The sequence below is a fragment of the Bradyrhizobium xenonodulans genome (genome assembly GCF_027594865.1).
GTDB lineage: Bacteria > Pseudomonadota > Alphaproteobacteria > Rhizobiales > Xanthobacteraceae > Bradyrhizobium > Bradyrhizobium xenonodulans.
The window spans coordinates 7,489,578-7,506,118 of sequence record NZ_CP089391.1; the positions used below are offsets into that span (position 1 = coordinate 7,489,578).

Annotated in this window: 16 protein-coding genes and 1 other RNA gene; 12 read left to right on the forward strand and 5 right to left on the reverse strand. The window is 65.9% G+C overall.

Annotated features, from left to right (window positions below; translation table 11 throughout):
- The first annotated feature begins 83 nt into the window (after positions 1-83).
- From I3J27_RS35355 to I3J27_RS35365, 3 genes are read left to right on the forward strand one after another with little or no spacing between them, the layout of a single operon-like run.
- Complete coding sequence (locus I3J27_RS35355; RefSeq protein WP_270163436.1) at positions 84-548, forward strand: (2Fe-2S)-binding protein; 465 nt, start codon at positions 84-86, stop codon at positions 546-548.
- A gap of 8 nt (positions 549-556) precedes the next feature.
- Positions 557-2,725: a xanthine dehydrogenase family protein molybdopterin-binding subunit gene (locus I3J27_RS35360; protein ID WP_270163437.1), complete on the forward strand. Its 2,169-nt coding sequence runs from the start codon at positions 557-559 to the stop codon at positions 2,723-2,725.
- Positions 2,722-4,065 (forward strand): c-type cytochrome, encoded by a 1,344-nt coding sequence (locus I3J27_RS35365; protein WP_270163438.1) that lies wholly within the window; start codon positions 2,722-2,724, stop codon positions 4,063-4,065. Before I3J27_RS35360 ends, I3J27_RS35365 begins: the two co-directional genes overlap by 4 nt.
- A 53-nt stretch (positions 4,066-4,118) precedes the next feature.
- Here I3J27_RS35365 and I3J27_RS35370 read toward each other — a convergent pair whose 3' ends face one another.
- The 5 genes from I3J27_RS35370 to I3J27_RS35390 all read right to left on the reverse strand — a co-directional run bounded on the left by I3J27_RS35370 (position 4,119) and on the right by I3J27_RS35390 (position 6,645).
- Positions 4,119-4,943, reverse strand: coding sequence for a TIGR00282 family metallophosphoesterase (locus I3J27_RS35370; protein WP_270163439.1), 825 nt, complete (start codon positions 4,941-4,943; stop codon positions 4,119-4,121).
- Positions 4,921-5,517, reverse strand: coding sequence for a 5-formyltetrahydrofolate cyclo-ligase (locus tag I3J27_RS35375; RefSeq protein ID WP_270163440.1), 597 nt, complete (start codon positions 5,515-5,517; stop codon positions 4,921-4,923). The genes I3J27_RS35370 and I3J27_RS35375 overlap by 23 nt, the downstream gene beginning before the upstream one ends.
- A 207-nt stretch (positions 5,518-5,724) precedes the next feature.
- A non-coding RNA gene (gene ssrS, locus I3J27_RS35380) (6S RNA) lies at positions 5,725-5,885 on the reverse strand.
- Positions 5,886-5,944: 59 nt separating this feature from the next.
- Positions 5,945-6,328 carry a cell division protein ZapA gene (locus I3J27_RS35385; RefSeq protein WP_018318702.1) on the reverse strand — a complete coding sequence of 128 codons (384 nt, stop codon included), beginning with the start codon at positions 6,326-6,328 and terminating at the stop codon, positions 5,945-5,947.
- Positions 6,325-6,645, reverse strand: a complete 321-nt coding sequence (locus I3J27_RS35390; RefSeq protein ID WP_063694167.1) for a DUF4164 domain-containing protein — start codon at positions 6,643-6,645, stop codon at positions 6,325-6,327. Before I3J27_RS35390 ends, I3J27_RS35385 begins: the two co-directional genes overlap by 4 nt.
- Before the next feature lie 297 nt (positions 6,646-6,942).
- Here I3J27_RS35390 and tkt point away from each other — a divergent pair, with 297 nt between their 5' ends.
- From tkt to I3J27_RS35435, 9 genes are all read left to right on the forward strand, one after another.
- A complete protein-coding gene (gene tkt / locus I3J27_RS35395) occupies positions 6,943-8,928 on the forward strand; it encodes a transketolase (RefSeq protein ID WP_270163441.1) in 1,986 nt (661 codons plus the stop codon).
- A gap of 170 nt (positions 8,929-9,098) precedes the next feature.
- Positions 9,099-10,106, forward strand: coding sequence for a type I glyceraldehyde-3-phosphate dehydrogenase (gene gap / locus I3J27_RS35400; protein WP_270163442.1), 1,008 nt, complete (start codon positions 9,099-9,101; stop codon positions 10,104-10,106).
- Between the two features lie 10 nt (positions 10,107-10,116).
- Complete coding sequence (locus I3J27_RS35405) at positions 10,117-10,245, forward strand: hypothetical protein (protein WP_270163443.1); 129 nt, start codon at positions 10,117-10,119, stop codon at positions 10,243-10,245.
- A gap of 27 nt (positions 10,246-10,272) precedes the next feature.
- Positions 10,273-11,466, forward strand: coding sequence for a phosphoglycerate kinase (locus I3J27_RS35410; protein ID WP_270163444.1), 1,194 nt, complete (start codon positions 10,273-10,275; stop codon positions 11,464-11,466).
- 50 nt (positions 11,467-11,516) lie between these two features.
- A complete protein-coding gene (gene fba, locus I3J27_RS35415; RefSeq protein ID WP_270163445.1) occupies positions 11,517-12,584 on the forward strand; it encodes a class II fructose-bisphosphate aldolase in 1,068 nt (355 codons plus the stop codon).
- Positions 12,585-12,822: 238 nt separating this feature from the next.
- Positions 12,823-13,848, forward strand: coding sequence for a class I fructose-bisphosphate aldolase (locus I3J27_RS35420; RefSeq protein WP_270163446.1), 1,026 nt, complete (start codon positions 12,823-12,825; stop codon positions 13,846-13,848).
- 3 nt (positions 13,849-13,851) lie between these two features.
- Positions 13,852-14,571: a thiamine phosphate synthase gene (locus tag I3J27_RS35425; RefSeq protein ID WP_270163447.1), complete on the forward strand. Its 720-nt coding sequence runs from the start codon at positions 13,852-13,854 to the stop codon at positions 14,569-14,571.
- Between the two features lie 8 nt (positions 14,572-14,579).
- On the forward strand, positions 14,580-15,644 hold the full coding sequence (locus I3J27_RS35430) for a tetratricopeptide repeat protein (RefSeq protein WP_270163448.1): 1,065 nt from the start codon (positions 14,580-14,582) through the stop codon (positions 15,642-15,644).
- 84 nt (positions 15,645-15,728) lie between these two features.
- The gene (locus I3J27_RS35435; RefSeq protein ID WP_270163449.1) at positions 15,729-16,514 is read left to right on the forward strand and encodes an inositol monophosphatase family protein; all 786 of its coding nucleotides are present in this window, start codon (positions 15,729-15,731) and stop codon (positions 16,512-16,514) included.
- Positions 16,515-16,541 lie beyond the last annotated feature (27 nt).

Consider the following 16,541-nt stretch of genomic DNA (forward strand, 5'->3'; position numbering starts at 1 on the left):
TCGTTTCGCATCGATATGTTTATGGTCGCGCGAAAATTCGCCGGCCTGATCGTCGCAAGCGATCGTCGAGCAAGGGGATGCATATGGCGACAACTCTCACCATCAACGGCGAAACCAAATCGTTCGACGCGCCAGCTGAAATGCCCTTGCTGTGGGTGCTGCGCGACATCCTCGGAATGACCGGCACCAAGTTCGGCTGCGGCATCGCGCAATGCGGCGCCTGCACCGTGCATGTCGACGGCAAGGCGGTGCGCTCCTGCGTGCTGCCGGTCAGCGCCGTCGCCAATCGGGCCATCACCACCATCGAAGCCGTCGGCAATACGCCGGCGGGCGCGAAGGTGCAGAAGGCCTGGCTCGATCTCGAAGTGATCCAGTGCGGCTATTGCCAGTCCGGCCAGATCATGTCGGCGGCCGCGCTGCTGGCGGCCACGCCGCATCCCGACGATGCCGACATCGACGCCGCGATGGCCGGCAACATCTGCCGCTGCGGCACCTATGTGCGCATCCGCGAGGCCGTCAAGCAGGCCGCCTCCGGCCGCCAGTCATGAGGTTCGCCATGAACGCACACAACAGCCTCTCCCGCCGCACGCTTTTGACCGGCGGTCTCGCGACCGGCTTCCTGCTCGCCTTCCATCTGCCGCTGCGCGCCGCCGTCAACGAGCCGGTGCAGCCACCCGACGCGACCGACGGCAAGTTCGCGCCCAATGCTTTCATCCGCATCGACGCGACCGGCCGCACCATCCTGATGATGCCGCAGGTCGAGATGGGCCAGGGCACCTACACCTCGATCTCGGCCGTGCTCGCCGAAGAGCTCGACGCCGACTGGAGCAAGGTCGAGGTCCAGCACGCGCCGCCGAACGACAAGCTCTACGGCAATCCGACCTTCGGCCTGCAAGTCACCGGCAATTCCAACTCGATCCGCGCCTGGTGGACACCGCTGCGCAAGGCCGGCGCCACCGCGCGCGCGATGCTGGTGCAGGCCGCAGCCAGCCAATGGGGCGTCGAGCCTGCAAGCTGCACGGCCTCGAGGGGCGAGGTCGCGCATGCCGCGAGCGGCCGCAAGCTCGGCTACGGCGCGCTGGCGCTTGCCGCGCAGGGGCAGACGCCGCCGAAGGACGTCGCGGTCAAGGATCCCAAGGACTTCGTCATCATCGGCCAACCCTTGAAGCGGCTCGACACGCCCGACAAGGTCAACGGCAAGGCGGTCTACGGCATCGACGCGATCCTGCCCGGCATGAAGTTCGCCACCGTTGCCGCCTGCCCCGTATTCGGCGGCAAGGTCGGCAAGGTCGACGACAGCGCCGCGGTGAAACTGCCCGGCGTGCGCAAGATCGTCGTGCTCGAGGACATGGTCGCCGTGATCGGCGATCACATGTGGGCGGCGAAGAAGGGTCTCGAAGCGCTCAAGATCGAGTGGAACGAGGGACCGAACGCCAAGATCACCACCAAGGACGTCTGGGACGATCTACGCAAGGCCAGCGAGAAGGACGGCGCGGTCGCGAAGTCCGACGGCGACATCGCCAAGGCACTCGCGAGCGGCGACAAGTTCGAGGCGGCCTACGAGCTGCCGTTCCTGGCGCATGCCTCGATGGAGCCGGTCAACGCCACGGTGCACGTCAAGCCTGACTCCTGCGAGATATGGACCGGCACGCAGATCATGACGCGCGTGCGGTCGGAAGCGGCGAAGGCCGCCGGCCTTCCCGTCGACAAGGTGATCGTCAACAACCACCTGCTCGGCGGCGGCTTCGGCCGCAAGCTCGAGCCGGACATGGTGATCGCCGCGGTGAAGATCGCCAAGCAGGTCGACTACCCCGTGAAGGTGGTGTGGACGCGCGAGGAGGACATCCAGCACGACGTCTACCGCCCGGTCTATCGCGACCAGATCACGGCGTCGCTGGTCGACGGCAAGGTCGCGGGCTGGAAGTACAAGGTCGCGGGCTCCGCCGTGCTGGCGCGCTGGCTTCCGCCGGCATTCCAGAAGGGCATCGACATCGACGCGGTCGACGCCGCGGTCGATGCGCCCTACGACTTCGCCAACTTCCACGTCGAATATGTCCGTGCCGAGCCGCTGTCGATCCCGACCGGCTTCTGGCGCGGCGTCGGCCCGAACAACAACGTGTTCGCGGTCGAATGCGCCATGGACGAGCTTGCGCGCAAGGCCGGCAAGGACCCGATTGAATTCAGGAAGTCGATGCTGACCAAGAACCCGCGGATGCTCGCGGTGCTCAACCAGGTCGCCGAGAAATCCGGCTGGGGCCAGAAGCTGCCGCCGCGGGTCGGACGCGGCGTCTGCGTGCAGCCGTCATTCGCAAGCTTCATCGCGACCGTGGTGGAAGCCGAGATCGACGACATCGGCGAGATCGCGCTCCGCCGCATCACCTCGGTGGTCGACACCGGCATCGCGGTGAACCCCGATACGGTGAAGGCGCAGATCGAGGGCGGCCTGATCTTCGGCCTCACCGCCGCGCTCTATGGCGAGATCACGATCGACAAGGGCCGCGTGCAGCAGTCGAACTTCCACGACTACCGCATGATGCGCATCAACGAGACGCCGAAGGTCGAGGTCATCGTCGTCAAGAGCGGCGAAGCGCCCGGCGGCATCGGCGAGGCCGGCGTCAATGCCGGACCGCCGGCGCTGCGCAACGCCATTTACGCCGCAACCGGCGTGGCGCTGCGGCGCTTGCCGATCGATCGGAAACTGCTGGCTGCGGGGAAGAAAGCATGAGCGGCAAGATGCGTATCTTCACCAGCCTCATCGTGATCGCCGTCGTCGCAGCAGGGCTCGGCGTCTGGATCATCCGCGGGCCCGGCCCGCTCGATTTCGCCGGCGGCACCAAGGTGGCACTGGCTGATTACCGCGCGGGCAAGCCGACGGGCGTGCCGGCCAAGCTCGAAAAGGCAAGCCTGGTCGAACGCGGCGAGTATCTCGCCAAGGCCGCCGACTGCATGGTCTGTCACACCAAGCCCGGCGAGAAGGATTATTCCGGCGGCCTCGCCTTCAAGCTGCCATTCGGCACGCTCTATTCCACCAACATCACGCCGGACAAGGACACCGGCATCGGCAATTACAGCGACCAGGATTTTCTGGGCGCGGTCCAGCACGGCAAGCGCCGTGACGGCGCGCGGCTCTATCCGGCGATGCCGTACACGTCCTACACCTACATGACCGACGACGACGTGCTGGCGGTGAAGGCCTATCTGTTCAGCCTGCCGGCGGTGCGCGCCAAGGCGCCTGACAACACGCTGTCGTTCCCGTTCAACCAGCGCTGGGCAATGATTGTCTGGTCAGCCGTGTTCAATCCGGACACGCGCTTCACGCCTGACACGTCAAAGAGCCCGGAATGGAATCGCGGCGCGTATCTCGTCGAAGCGCTGGCGCATTGCGGCGAGTGCCATACGCCGCGCAATCTCGGCTTTGCGCTGGACAACCGCAAGAAATTCGCCGGCGCCATCACCGCCGGCTGGCGCGCCTTCAACATCTCCTCCGACAAGGCCACCGGCCTCGGCAATTGGCGCGACGAGGATCTGATCTCGTATCTGTCACTCGGCCACGCACCGGGCCACGGCTCGGCCTCGGGCCCGATGGGTGAAGCGGTCGACCACAGTTTTAGCCAGTTCGCGCCGGAGGACATCCGCTCCATCGTTGCGTACTTGCGCAGCGTGCCACCGCAGCCCTCGCCCGACCTGCCGGCCACGACAGCGTCGGTCGCACCCGCCTCGCACAAGGACGGCGCGACGGCCGACGCACGCGGCAAGAAAATGTTCGCGAGCGCCTGCGCCAGCTGTCACGGCTGGAGCGGCGAAAGCCCGGTCTCGCCGATGGCGACGCTGACCGGCACCTGGGCCGTCAACGACCCCGCCGCCACCAACGTTGCGCAGATCGTGCTCTCGGGGACGAAGCGGCACACGCCTGATGGTGCGCTGTCGATGCCCGCCTTCGGCAATGCCTATACGGACGACGAGATCGCGGCAGTGGCGAACTACGTCACGGCGCGGTTCGGCACCAAGGGCTCGAAGCTGACGGCGAAGGATGTCGCGGAGCTGCGGGAGCAGACGGCGGAGTAGCGGTTCTCTTACCCTCCCCTGGAGGGCAGGGGAGGGTGCCAATGCCGCGCTAGCTAGCTCAACCAGAACTTCGGCGTCGCCGGCTCCAGCCGGCCACCCACACGCACCGGCGCGATCCGTAGCGCGAGGCCCGTTGCGTCATCCGTCTCGACCGCCACGCCGCTGAGCGTCGCCGCCCCCGCCGCCGGCTCGAAGCGACCCGACGGAATCCCCGAGGTGAACCTGCGCAGCGGTTCTTCCTTCTGCATGCCGATGATGGAATCGTAGTCGCCGGTCATGCCGGCGTCGGTCATGTAGGCGGTGCCGCCTGACAGGATCTGGTGGTCGGCGGTCGGCACATGGGTGTGCGTGCCGACGACGAGGCTGGCGCGGCCGTCACAGAAGAAGCCGATGCCCTGCTTCTCGCTGCTCGCCTCGCAGTGAAAGTCGACGACGATGGCGTCGGCGGCGACACCGAGCGGACAGGCGCCGAGCTCGCGCTCGAGCGCGGCAAAGGGATCGTCGAACGGGGTCATGAAGACGCGGCCCAAAGCATTGACGACGAGCGCATGCTTGCCGTTCTTGGTCTCAACCAGCGCCGCACCGCGGCCGGGCGTGCCGCGCGGATAGTTCGCGGGACGCACCAGGCGCTCGGCGCGCTCGATGAAGACGAGCGCCTCGCGCTGGTCCCAGGAGTGATTGCCGAGCGTCACCGCGTCGGCGCCGGCGTCGAGGAATTCCTGATAGATCGCTTCCGTGATGCCGAAGCCGCCGGCGGAATTCTCGCCGTTGACGACGACGAGATCGAGCGACCAGTCCCTGACCATGCCGGGCAGATATTCGGCGATGGCATTGCGGCCGCTACGGCCGACGACATCACCCACGAAGAGAATGCGCAACTTCAGAACTCCGGAAATCGAACACGTCCGATTCCGTTAGCACATAATCCAGCGCGACGTCGTGGGATAGTGCGGGAACGGCCTTGATCTCCTGCGCTGCAAAAGCAAGCCCGATGCCGACGATGTTCTTGGCTTTCCGCAGATGCGCGAAGGTGTGGTCATAGTGCCCCGCACCATAGCCGATGCGATGACCGAGACGGTCGAACGCCGCGAGCGGCGTCAGCAAGATATCGGGGATGACCTCGGCCGCCGCAGGCGACGGCTCGGGAATGCCGAGCGGGCCGAGCATCAGGCGGTCGTTCGGATGGAAGAGGCGGAAGATCAGCGACTGGCCGCGCGCGGTGACGCAGGGCAGCGCCAGCTTTGCGCCCTCCTCCGCCAGCTTCTTCAGCAGCGGCATCGGATCGATCTCGCTGCGGATCGGCGAGTAGCCGGAGACGATGCTGCCGGGCATCAGATCGAACGGCAGCCCACGCTTGGCGAGCTTTGCGGCGGCGGCGATGCGCTTCTTCTCGCTCAGCGCGTCGCGCGCCGCGAGGGCTTTGGCACGGAGTTCGGCTTTCGAATTCGGCATGCGCTTGCTCCGAAGGCGAAGTCTTGCTCCGCCGTCATCACCCGCGAAAGCGGGTGATCCAGTATTCCAGAGACGCCAGTGCTAGAACCTCAACGCCGCGGCGTACTGGATGCCCCGGTCAAGCCGGGGCATGACACCGAGCCTCAATTGAACCGCAAGCGTGTCGGGGACGCAATTCGACAGGCACGAACCAGAAGGAAGAAACAGTGCGAAGCCGCGTACGCCGTTGAAGCACTCGATCCCGGAGTTCCCTACGAAAGTAGGTGGGCACCATATGTCCGAGCCCACGGGCCCGGCCAGGGACAGTTCCCTAAAGGATCGATAAGGCCCCGGGGATATATGGCTCCTGACGCGCGTCGCAGCCTCGCTCGCGCAATGTAACAACGATACTGACGAATCGCCAGCCCAACCGGCGGCCGGCTCGAAATCAGCCGATCGCGATGCCGTTGCCGACGGTGCGGTTCAGGACCTGGGTCGACTTCTCGATCCGTTCGGCGGCAGCGTTCAGGGCGTTCACCACCGCCGTCTGGGTCATCCGGGCGCGCTCGACGGCGGCATTGCGGAAATCCCGCAGCTCGGTCAGCTCCTGCTCCATGGTGCGGACGCGGTTGCCGGCATCGACCAGCTCGTCGCAGACGGTCAGCGCCGCCATCACGGTGAGGCGCGCATCGCCGATCTCGCCGAATTTTCCGCGCAGCGACTGAATCCGTGTCTCCAGGCTCTCGGCGAGCTTGAGCAGCCGCACCTCCTGGCCCTCCTCGCAGGCCATGCGGTATTGCCGGCCGTTGATGGTGACGTTGATGTGGCTCATCCGTCCTCTCCGGTATCGAGCACCGAGCGTATCGTGACGATTGCGGAATCCAGCCGATCGGAGATCTCGCGATTGGTGCGCTCGAGCTTGCGCGCCTTCACCAGCGCGCCGTCGAGCTCATCGGCAAGCCGCGAGCGATCCGCGCCGAGCGCCTGGATTCGCGCCGCAAGCTCGTTCTCGTCGCGATCGGCATCACGCCGCCGCTCCACCGCGCTTTCGAGCGAGTCCAGCGCCGCCATGAGCCTGCGGGTCGCGATCTCGATCTCGACGGCAGAGGACTCCGTCATGGCAGAGCTGTTGGATACGCGATCGTTCATGCAGTCAGCGGCGGAACCTGTGGCCTGTCTCGTGGCCTGTACCCTGGAGCTCGCCGTCCGGCAAAAGACTCGGTTCGGCAAGCGGTTAGAAGCAGAAATTTACGTGGCAAGCTAGCCTAGCGCAACGCCGCCGCGAAACTATGCACTGCTAAGCAACTTTTACGGCCAAACCGACGTTTGATTGCCTTGGACTCCCGGAACCGAGGTGCTATCCCAGCCCGACCTTCCGTGGCCGCCAGGCTCCTCCCACGCGGCCCGCACCACCGCCAAGCGCCTCATTTCAGACGGATTTCAGACATGACGCAAGTCGACCACACCCGCATGGCCAACGCGATCCGTGGCCTCTCGATGGACGCTGTCGAGAAGGCGAAATCGGGCCATCCCGGCCTGCCGATGGGCGCCGCCGACATGGCGACGGTGCTGTTCACGCAATTCCTGAAATTCGACGCCACTGCCACCGACTGGCCCGACCGCGACCGCTTCGTGCTCTCGGCCGGCCACGGCTCGATGCTGCTCTATTCGCTGCTGTACCTGACCGGCAATGCCGACATGACGCTGGACCAGATCAAGCAATTCCGTCAGCTCGGCGGGCTGACCCCGGGCCACCCCGAGAACTTCCACACCAAGGGCATCGAGACCACCACCGGCCCGCTCGGCCAGGGCATCTCGACCGCGGTCGGCATGGCGCTCGCCGAGAAGATGCTCGCCGCAGAGTTCGGCAAGAAGATCGTCGACCACCACACCTACGTGCTCGCCTCCGACGGCGACCTGATGGAAGGCGTGTCGCAGGAAGCGATCGCGATGGCCGGGCACTGGAAGCTCGGCAAGCTGATCGTGCTCTACGACGACAACGGCATCTCGATCGACGGGCCGACCTCGATCTCCGATTCCGTCGACCAGGTGAAGCGCTTCAAGGCGTGCGGCTGGGCTGCCGAGAAGATCGACGGCCACGACCAGGCCGCCATCGCCGCCGCGATCACCCGCGCGCAGAAATCCAGCAAGCCGACGCTGATCGCCTGCCGCACCACCATCGGCTTCGGCGCCCCGCACAAGGCCGGCACCAACAAGGTCCACGGCGAGGCGCTCGGTGCCGACGAGCTCAAGGCCGCCAAGGAAAATCTCGGCATCTCGCTCGAGCCGTTCTCGGTGCCTGACGACGTGTTGAAGGCCTGGCGCGCAGCCGGCAGCCGCGGCGCGGCGGCGCGGCAGGAATGGGAGGGACGGCTCGGCGAGCTCGGCAGCCGCAAGCGCGCCGAGTTCGAGCGGCGCCTGCGCCATGAGCGGCCGGCTTCGCTCGCCAAGGCGGTCCGCGCCTACAAGAAGGAGCTGCTTGAAAAGCCGATGACTGCGGCCACCCGCAAATCCTCGGAAGCCGTGATCGAGGTGATCGCCGGCGCGATGCCGATGGAATTCCTCGCGGGCTCCGCCGACCTCACCGGCTCCAACAACAACAAGGCGAAGTCGGCGACCGCGTTCTCCGCCAAGACGCCGAAGGGCCGCTTCATCCATTACGGCATCCGCGAGCACGGCATGGCGGCGGCGATGAACGGCATCTTCCTGCATGGCGGCTTCGCGCCGAACGGCGCGACGTTCCTGGTGTTCACCGACTATGCGCGTCCTGCGATGCGCCTCGCCGCGCTGATGGGCGCCGGCGTCGTCTACGTGATGACGCACGATTCCATCGGTCTCGGCGAAGACGGCCCGACCCACCAGCCGGTCGAGCATCTCGCCGCGCTCAGAGCCATTCCGAACATGCGCGTGTTCCGCCCCTGCGACGCCATCGAGGTCGCCGAATGCTGGGAGCTTGCGCTGAACCGCATCGACGGCCCGACCGTGCTGGCGCTGACGCGTCAGAACCTGCCGCAGCTCCGCACCAATGCGCCGAACGACGTTCCCTGCGCGGCCGGCGCCTACGAGCTGGTCGCAGCCCAAGGCGAAGCCAAGGCGACGCTGTTCGCCTCCGGCTCCGAGGTCGAGATCGCGGTTGCCGCCCAGAAGCAGCTCGCCGAGCGTGGCATCGCGTCACGGGTGGTCTCGGTGCCTTCGCTCGAGCTTTTGTTAGCGCAACCAGAGGCCAAGCGTGCCGAGATCATCGGCAACGCGCCGGTGAAGGTCGCGATCGAGGCCGCAGTGCGCTGGGGCTGGGATGCCGTGATCGGCCAGGATGGCGAATTTATCGGCATGCATTCATTCGGCGCGAGCGCTCCTGCGAAGGATCTTTACAAGCATTTCGGCATTACCGCCGAGGCTGCGGTTAACGCCGTGCTGAAGCGCGTTTCCTGAGAGTTGAGCTTGCCAAAAAAAAGGTCTACGTAACGTCTCATATGATCAAGCACCGCCCGGCCGAACCGGGCGTCCGCCCCTAAAAAACCTTCGCAGGCGCGCAAAGCGCGTTGTGCGGGATGATTAGGCGTTATCGAACCCGTCATTGAACGGTCATAAGGAGATGAAACATGGCAGTCCGCGTTGGAATTAACGGTTTTGGCCGCATCGGCCGCAACATCCTGCGGGCTATCGCCGAGTCCGGCCGCAAGGACATCGAGGTCGTCGGCATCAACGACCTCGGCCCGGTCGAGACCAATGCCCATCTCCTCCGCTTCGACAGCGTCCATGGCCGCTTCCCCGGCACCGTCACCATCGACGGCGACTCCATCAGCCTCGGCAACGGCAAGATCAAGGTGACCGCCGAGCGCGATCCCTCGAAGCTGCCCTGGAAGGATCTCGGCGTCGACATCGCGATGGAATGCACCGGCATCTTCACCTCGAAGGACAAGGCTTCCGCGCACCTCACCGCCGGCGCCAAGCGCGTTCTCGTTTCCGCGCCCGCCGACGGCGCCGACGCCACCATCGTCTACGGCGTCAACCACGACACGCTGACCAAGGACCACCTGGTCATCTCCAACGGCTCCTGCACCACCAACTGCCTCGCGCCGGTTGCCAAGGTGCTGAACGACCTCGTCGGGATCGAGACCGGCTTCATGACCACGATCCACGCCTACACCGGCGACCAGCCGACGCTCGACACGATGCACAAGGATCTCTATCGCGGCCGTGCGGCGGCGATGTCGATGATCCCGACCTCGACCGGCGCCGCCAAGGCGATCGGCCTTGTGCTGCCCGAGCTGAAGGGCAAGCTCGACGGCGTCGCGATCCGCGTGCCGACCCCGAACGTCTCGGTGGTCGACCTCAAGATCGTCGCCAAGCGCGCCACCGACGCCAAGGAAATCAACGCGGCGATGAAGCGCGCCTCCGAGCAGCAGCTCAAGGGCATCCTCGGCTACACCACCGCGCCGAACGTCTCGATCGACTTCAACCACGATCCGCACTCCTCGACCTTCCACGAGGACCAGACCAAGGTGCAGAACGGCACGCTGGTGCGCGTGATGTCCTGGTACGACAACGAGTGGGGCTTCTCGAACCGCATGGCGGACACCGCCGCTGCGATCGCGAAGGTCATCTGAGGGGAGCGCCATGCTCCCTGCCTGGATCGGTATCCCTGGCGTCATATTGCTGGTCGTGTTGATCGCGTACGGCATGCGCCAGGGAAGCAAGGTCACCACCAGGCAGGAAGGTAATCCACCCGAGCGCGATGCGCCGTAGCGCCGCCAGCTAACGAGTGATCAGGACATGGCTAAATTCCGCACCCTCGACGACGTCGATGTGAAGGGCAAACGCGTGCTGCTGCGCGTCGATCTCAACGTGCCCATGGACAATGGGCGCGTCAGCGACGCGACCCGGCTCGAGCGCGTCGCGCCGACCATCACCGAAATCTCGGACAAGGGCGGCAAGGTCATCCTGCTCGCGCATTTCGGTCGTCCCAAGGGCCGCGATGCCAAGGACTCGCTCAAGCCCGTCGCCGAGGCGCTGTCGAAGGTCGTGAAGAAGCCCGTCGCCTTCGCCGAGGATTGCATCGGCGAGCCCGCGGCCAAGGCCGTGGCTGCACTCAAGGATGGCGACATCCTCTGCCTGGAAAACACCCGCTTCCACAAAGAGGAAGAAAAGAACGATCCGACCTTCGTCGCGGAATTGGCAAAGCTCGGCGACATCTGGGTCAACGACGCGTTCTCGGCCGCGCACCGCGCCCACGCCACGACCGAAGGTCTCGGCCACAAGCTGCCGGCCTATGCCGGCCGCACCATGCAGGCCGAGCTCGATGCGCTGGAGAAGGCGCTGGGTTCGCCGACCAAGCCTGTCATCGCCATCATCGGCGGCGCCAAGGTCTCGACCAAGATCGACCTGCTCGAAAATCTCGTGAGCAAGGTCGATGCGCTCGTCATCGGCGGCGGCATGGCCAACACCTTCCTGCACGCCCAGGGCGTCGCGGTCGGCAAGTCGCTGGCCGAGAAGGATCTCGCACCGACGGCGCTGCGCATCATGGAGAAGGCGGAAGCCGCCAATTGCGCGATCATCCTCCCGGTCGACGCCACGGTCGCCTATCATTTCGCGGCCAACGCGCCCTCGCATGCCTATGGGCTCGACGCGATCCCGGCCGACGGCATGATCCTCGACGTCGGTCCGCAGTCGATCGCGCGTGTCCACGCCGCGATTGATGACGCGGCCACGCTGGTCTGGAACGGCCCCCTCGGCGCCTTCGAGATGCAGCCGTTCGACCGCGGCACGATGGCAGCCGCCAAGCATGCCGCCGAGCGCACCAAGGCCAAGAAGCTGATCTCGATCGCGGGCGGCGGCGACACCGTTGCGGCCCTCAACCAGGCCCATGTGGCCGGGCAATTCACCTATGTTTCGACCGCCGGTGGCGCATTTCTTGAATGGATGGAAGGCAAGCCCCTGCCCGGCGTCGAAGTTCTGCGCACCAAGTAATTCGTCGGCAATAAGCAAGCGGCCCTAGGCCCAAACGGAGAGAAAGACACATGGCTCGGATCACGTTGCGTCAATTGCTCGACCATGCGGCTGAGAACGATTACGGCGTACCGGCCTTCAACATCAACAACATGGAGCAGGCGCTGGCGATCATGGACGCGGCCAATACGGTCGACGCGCCGGTCATCATCCAGGCCTCGCGCGGCGCGCGCTCCTACGCCAACGACATCATGCTCAAGCACATGATGGACGCGGTCACCGAAATCTATCCGCACATCCCGGTCTGCGTGCATCTCGACCACGGCAACGAGGCCGCGACCTGCATGACCGCGATCCAGGCCGGCTTCACCTCGGTGATGATGGACGGCTCGCTCAAGGCCGACGGCAAGAGCCCGGCCGACTGGACCTACAATGTCGGTGTCACCAAGACCGTCACCGACATGGCCCATCTCGGCGGCATCTCGGTCGAGGGTGAGCTCGGCGTGCTCGGCTCGCTCGAGACCGGCATGGGCGACAAGGAAGACGGCCACGGCGCCGAAGGCAAGCTGAGCCACGACCAGCTGCTGACCAATCCGGACGAGGCCGTGAAGTTCGTCCAGGAGACCAAGGTCGACGCGCTCGCGATCGCGATGGGCACCTCGCATGGCGCCTACAAGTTCACCCGCAAGCCGGACGGCGACATCCTCGCCATGAAGGTGATCGAGGAGATCCACCGCAAGCTGCCGAACACGCATCTCGTGATGCACGGCTCCTCGTCAGTGCCGCAGGACCTCCAGGACATCATCAACGAGTTCGGCGGCAAGATGAAGCCGACCTGGGGCGTGCCGGTGGCCGAAATCCAGCGCGGCATCAAGAACGGCGTGCGCAAGATCAACATCGACACCGACAACCGCATGGCCATGACCGGCCAGATCCGCAAGGTGTTCAAGGAGCACCCGGAGGAGTTCGACCCGCGCAAGTACCTGAAGCCCGCGATGGAAGCGATGACCAAGCTGTGCAAGCAGCGGCTCCAGGAATTCAACACGGCAGGGCAGGCCTCCAAGATCAAGAAGGTCCTGACCACCGCCGAGATGGCCAAGCGCTACGCCAAGGGCGAGCTGGATCCCCGCGTCGCGTAGCGATCGCGCGGTGGCGTAGGGCCTCCGGACACACCCTCCCGTCATTCCGGGACACGCGAGGCGTGGGCCCGGAATCCATAACCACGGCCTGGGGTTATGGATTCCGGGCCTGCGCCGTTCGGCGCATCCCGGAATGACAGAGAACCCCTTTACCCTGCGACGAACGTTAACTCGGCAATTGCCCGAGAACGGTCTATTTTCACAGGCAAGGGCAGAATCGTTTTGGGAGGACCTCTCGATGAATCTGACTGAGCTCAACAGGATCGCGACCGCCATGGTCGTGTCAGGCAAGGGCATCCTTGCCGCCGACGAATCCTCCGGCACCATCAAGAAGCGGTTCGACGCGATCGGCGTGGAATCGACGGAAGGCAATCGCCGCGACTATCGCGAGATGCTATTCCGCTCCAAGGAGGCCATGAGCCAGTATATTTCCGGCGTGATCCTCTACGACGAGACGATCTGGCAGGATGCGAAGGACGGCACGCCGCTGGTCAAGCTGATCGAGAGCAGCGGCGCCATTCCCGGCATCAAGGTCGACGAGGGCACCCAAGCCCTGCCGATGTGCCCGGGTGAACTCGTGACCGTCGGGCTCGACAAGCTCGCCGAGCGGCTGAAGAAATATTACGAGCGCGGCGCGCGTTTCGCCAAATGGCGCGCGGTGATCGACATCGGCAGCGGCATTCCCTCGATGACCGCGATCGGCGTCAATGCCCACGCGCTGGCGCGTTACGCCGCGCTGTGCCAGGCCGCGCAGATCGTGCCGATCGTCGAGCCGGAAGTGCTGATGGACGGCGACCACGACATCGACCGCTGCTATGAGGTCACGCAGCGCGTGCTCAACAAGACATTCCAGGAATTGCGCGTGCAGCGCGTCGCGCTCGAAGGCATGGTGCTGAAACCGAACATGGCGATCTCAGGCAAGAAGTCACCGACGCAGGCCTCCGTCGAGAAAGTCGCGGAGAAAACGATCCGGCTGCTGAAGGCCTGCGTGCCGGCGGCGGTGCCGGGCATCGCCTTCCTCTCCGGCGGCCAGTCGGACGAGGAGGCAACCGCGCATCTCAACGCCATGCACAAGCTCGGCCCGCTGCCCTGGGGCCTCACCTTCTCCTATGGCCGCGCGCTTCAGGCCGCGCCGCAGAAGGCCTGGTCCGGCAAGGCCGAGAATGTCGCTGCCGGCCAAAGCGCGTTCAGCCATCGCGCCCGCATGAACGGTCTCGCCTCCAAGGGCGAATGGCAAAGCAGCCTGGAAAAGAAGGCAGCCTAGATCTTGTCGAACAAACCGCCTCCGCCGCGCCCGGCGCCGCGTCTCTATCTCGCGACGCCTGTCGTCGATGATCCCGCTGCGCTTCAAGCCGAGCTGCCCGGCCTGCTTGCCGCCGCCGATGTTGCAGCCGTGCTGCTGCGGCTGAAGGAGACCGACCAGCGCACCATGATCACGCGCATCAAGGCCTTCGCACCGCCGGTGCAGAAGGCGGGCGCCGCGCTGCTCGTCGACGGCTATCCTGAGCTCGTCGCACGCGGCGGCGCCGACGGCGCGCATTTGCCCGGCATCGCCGCGCTGAAAGAGGCGCTGCCATCGCTCAAGCCCGATCGCATCGCCGGCGTCGGCGGGCTGACGACGCGACACCATTCCATGGATGCGGGCGAGCTGGGCGCGGACTATTTGCTGTTCGGCGAGCCTGACGCGAAGGGCCAGCGCCCATCGTCCCAGGCGATTGCCGAGCGGCTGGACTGGTGGGCCGAACTGTTCGAGCCGCCCTGCGTCGGCTATGCGACGTCGCTGGACGAGGCCTACGACTTCGCCGCCAGCGGCGCCGATTTCGTGCTGGTCGGCGAGTTCATCTGGGCCGATCCGCGTGGACCGAAGGCCGCGCTGATCGAGGCCGACGCCGCGATCAAGAAGGCCTTTGCGGCTGCGCCTCCAGGCCAAGATCCTGAGGGCCAAGATCCTGGGGACCAAGATCCTGCGGACAGCGAGCACGGCTAGCGCCCGACATGAAGCTCCCGCGCATCACCATTTTGGCCACGCTGCTGCTGACGGCGCCCGCGGCCGCGCAGCTCCAGATTACGCCGCCGGCGACGATCCCGAGCCCTTCGGCCGAGAAGCAGAAGCCCAAGCCGCCTCCACCCGCGAAAAAGAAGGAGGCCGCGCCGGCGCCAAAACCGTCGCCCTCCCCCAAGCCGGCGCTGCCCGCGACGGTGATCCCCGCGCCGGCGGCCGATACGCCCGGTGTCGATCTGGTGTTCGGCGCCTACCAGCGCGGCCAGTACAAGACCGCGTTCGATCTCGCCACGGCGCGTGCCGCGACCGGCGATCCCAAGGCGATGACCATGCTCGGCGAGCTCTATTCCAACGCCATGGGCATCCGCCGCGACTACGCCAAGGCGCTCGACTGGTACAAGCGCGCCTCCGATGCCGGCGATCGCGAGGCGATGTTCGCGCTGGCCATGCTGCGGATGTCCGGCCGCGGCGGCCCGGTGGACAAGGGCGAGGCGGTCAAGCTGATGGCCTCCTCCGCCAAGCTCGGCGAGCCCAAGGCCGCCTATAACCTCGCTCTGCTGTATCTCGACGGCCAGACCCTGCCGCAGGACGTCAAGCGCTCCGCCGAGCTGCTGCGCCAGGCCGCCGACGCCGGCCTGCCCGAAGCGCAATACGCGCTCGCGACCTTCTACAAGGAAGGAACCGGCGTACCGAAGGACGCCGAACGCGCGGTGCGTCTGCTCCAGGCCGCGTCGCTGGCGGACAATGTCGATGCCGAAGTCGAATACGCCATCGCCATGTTCAACGGCACCGGCACGCCGAAGAACCAGCCGGCCGCCGTCGCGTTGCTCCGCAAGGCCTCCCGCCAGGGCAGTGCGATCGCGCAGAACCGGCTGGCCTGGGTGCTGATCAACGGCATGGGCACGTCCGTGGACAAGGTCGAGGGCTTCAAATGGCACCTGGTGGCCAAGACCGCCGGCAAGGGCGATCCGGAGCTCGACAAGCAATTGTCCGATCTGCCGGCCGAGGACCGGTCAAAGGCAGAGGCCGCAGCCAGGAAATGGCTCGGGACCAAATGACTTGACCTGAAGGCTCCCGCAGGGCACCCAATCCTTCAAACAGGCGCGATTTCGCGCCATTTCCCCCGATCAAGACCAGAGCTCATGCTGTATTCCGCAACTATCAACGTCATGGTCAAGGCCGCGCGCCGCGCCGGCCGCAGCCTCAAGCGCGATCTCGGCGAGATCGAGCATCTGCAGGTCTCGCTGAAAGGGCCGGCCAATTTCGTCTCGCTCGCCGACAAGCGCGCCGAGGAGATCGTCTATCAGGACCTCGCCAAGGCCCGGCCCGGCTACGGCTTCATCGGCGAGGAAGGCGGCACCCGTGAGGGCAGCGACAAGAGTCACACCTGGATCGTCGATCCGCTCGACGGCACCACCAACTTCCTGCACGGCATCCCGCAATTCGCGATCTCGATCGGCCTCGTCCGTGAGGGCACGATCATTGCGGGCGTGATCTACAATCCCGCCAATGATGAGCTCTATATCGCTGAGCGCGGCAAGGGCGCCTTCCTCAACGACCAGCGCCTGCGGGTGGCCGGCCGCCGCCAGCTCAACGAATGCGTGGTGGCCTGCGGCCTGCCCCATATCGGCCGCGGCGACCACGAGGAATTCCGCCGCGAGATGACCGCGATCCAGGACCGCGTCGCCGGCCTGCGCCGCTTCGGCGCCGCCTCCCTCGACCTCGCCTTCGTCGCCGCCGGCCGCCTCGACGGCTACTGGGAGCGCAACCTGCAATCCTGGGACATCGCCGCCGGTATGCTGATGGTGCGCGAAGCCGGCGGCACGGTGAGCGATATCGCTACGCCGGGGGATGCGCTGGTGACCGGGCACGTGGTGTGCGGGAACGAATACGTGCACGGGGAGCTGGTGAAGATTTTGCGGAGGTAAGGGCGGCAGCACGGCGGCTCGATCTGC

Excerpts from the sequence above, each read along its gene's own strand:
- I3J27_RS35355 (WP_270163436.1), top strand. The coding sequence starts at position 84 with ATGGCGACAACTCTCACCATCAACGGCGAAACCAAATCGTTCGACGCG.
- I3J27_RS35360 (WP_270163437.1), top strand. The coding sequence starts at position 557 with ATGAACGCACACAACAGCCTCTCCCGCCGCACGCTTTTGACCGGCGGT.
- I3J27_RS35365 (WP_270163438.1), top strand. The coding sequence starts at position 2,722 with ATGAGCGGCAAGATGCGTATCTTCACCAGCCTCATCGTGATCGCCGTC.
- I3J27_RS35375 (WP_270163440.1), bottom strand. The coding sequence starts at position 5,517 with ATGCCGAATTCGAAAGCCGAACTCCGTGCCAAAGCCCTCGCGGCGCGC.
- I3J27_RS35385 (WP_018318702.1), bottom strand. The coding sequence starts at position 6,328 with ATGAGCCACATCAACGTCACCATCAACGGCCGGCAATACCGCATGGCC.
- I3J27_RS35390 (WP_063694167.1), bottom strand. The coding sequence starts at position 6,645 with ATGAACGATCGCGTATCCAACAGCTCTGCCATGACGGAGTCCTCTGCC.
- tkt (WP_270163441.1), top strand. The coding sequence starts at position 6,943 with ATGACGCAAGTCGACCACACCCGCATGGCCAACGCGATCCGTGGCCTC.
- gap (WP_270163442.1), top strand. The coding sequence starts at position 9,099 with ATGGCAGTCCGCGTTGGAATTAACGGTTTTGGCCGCATCGGCCGCAAC.
- I3J27_RS35405 (WP_270163443.1), top strand. The coding sequence starts at position 10,117 with ATGCTCCCTGCCTGGATCGGTATCCCTGGCGTCATATTGCTGGTCGTG.
- I3J27_RS35410 (WP_270163444.1), top strand. The coding sequence starts at position 10,273 with ATGGCTAAATTCCGCACCCTCGACGACGTCGATGTGAAGGGCAAACGC.
- fba (WP_270163445.1), top strand. The coding sequence starts at position 11,517 with ATGGCTCGGATCACGTTGCGTCAATTGCTCGACCATGCGGCTGAGAAC.
- I3J27_RS35420 (WP_270163446.1), top strand. The coding sequence starts at position 12,823 with ATGAATCTGACTGAGCTCAACAGGATCGCGACCGCCATGGTCGTGTCA.
- I3J27_RS35430 (WP_270163448.1), top strand. The coding sequence starts at position 14,580 with ATGAAGCTCCCGCGCATCACCATTTTGGCCACGCTGCTGCTGACGGCG.
- I3J27_RS35435 (WP_270163449.1), top strand. The coding sequence starts at position 15,729 with ATGCTGTATTCCGCAACTATCAACGTCATGGTCAAGGCCGCGCGCCGC.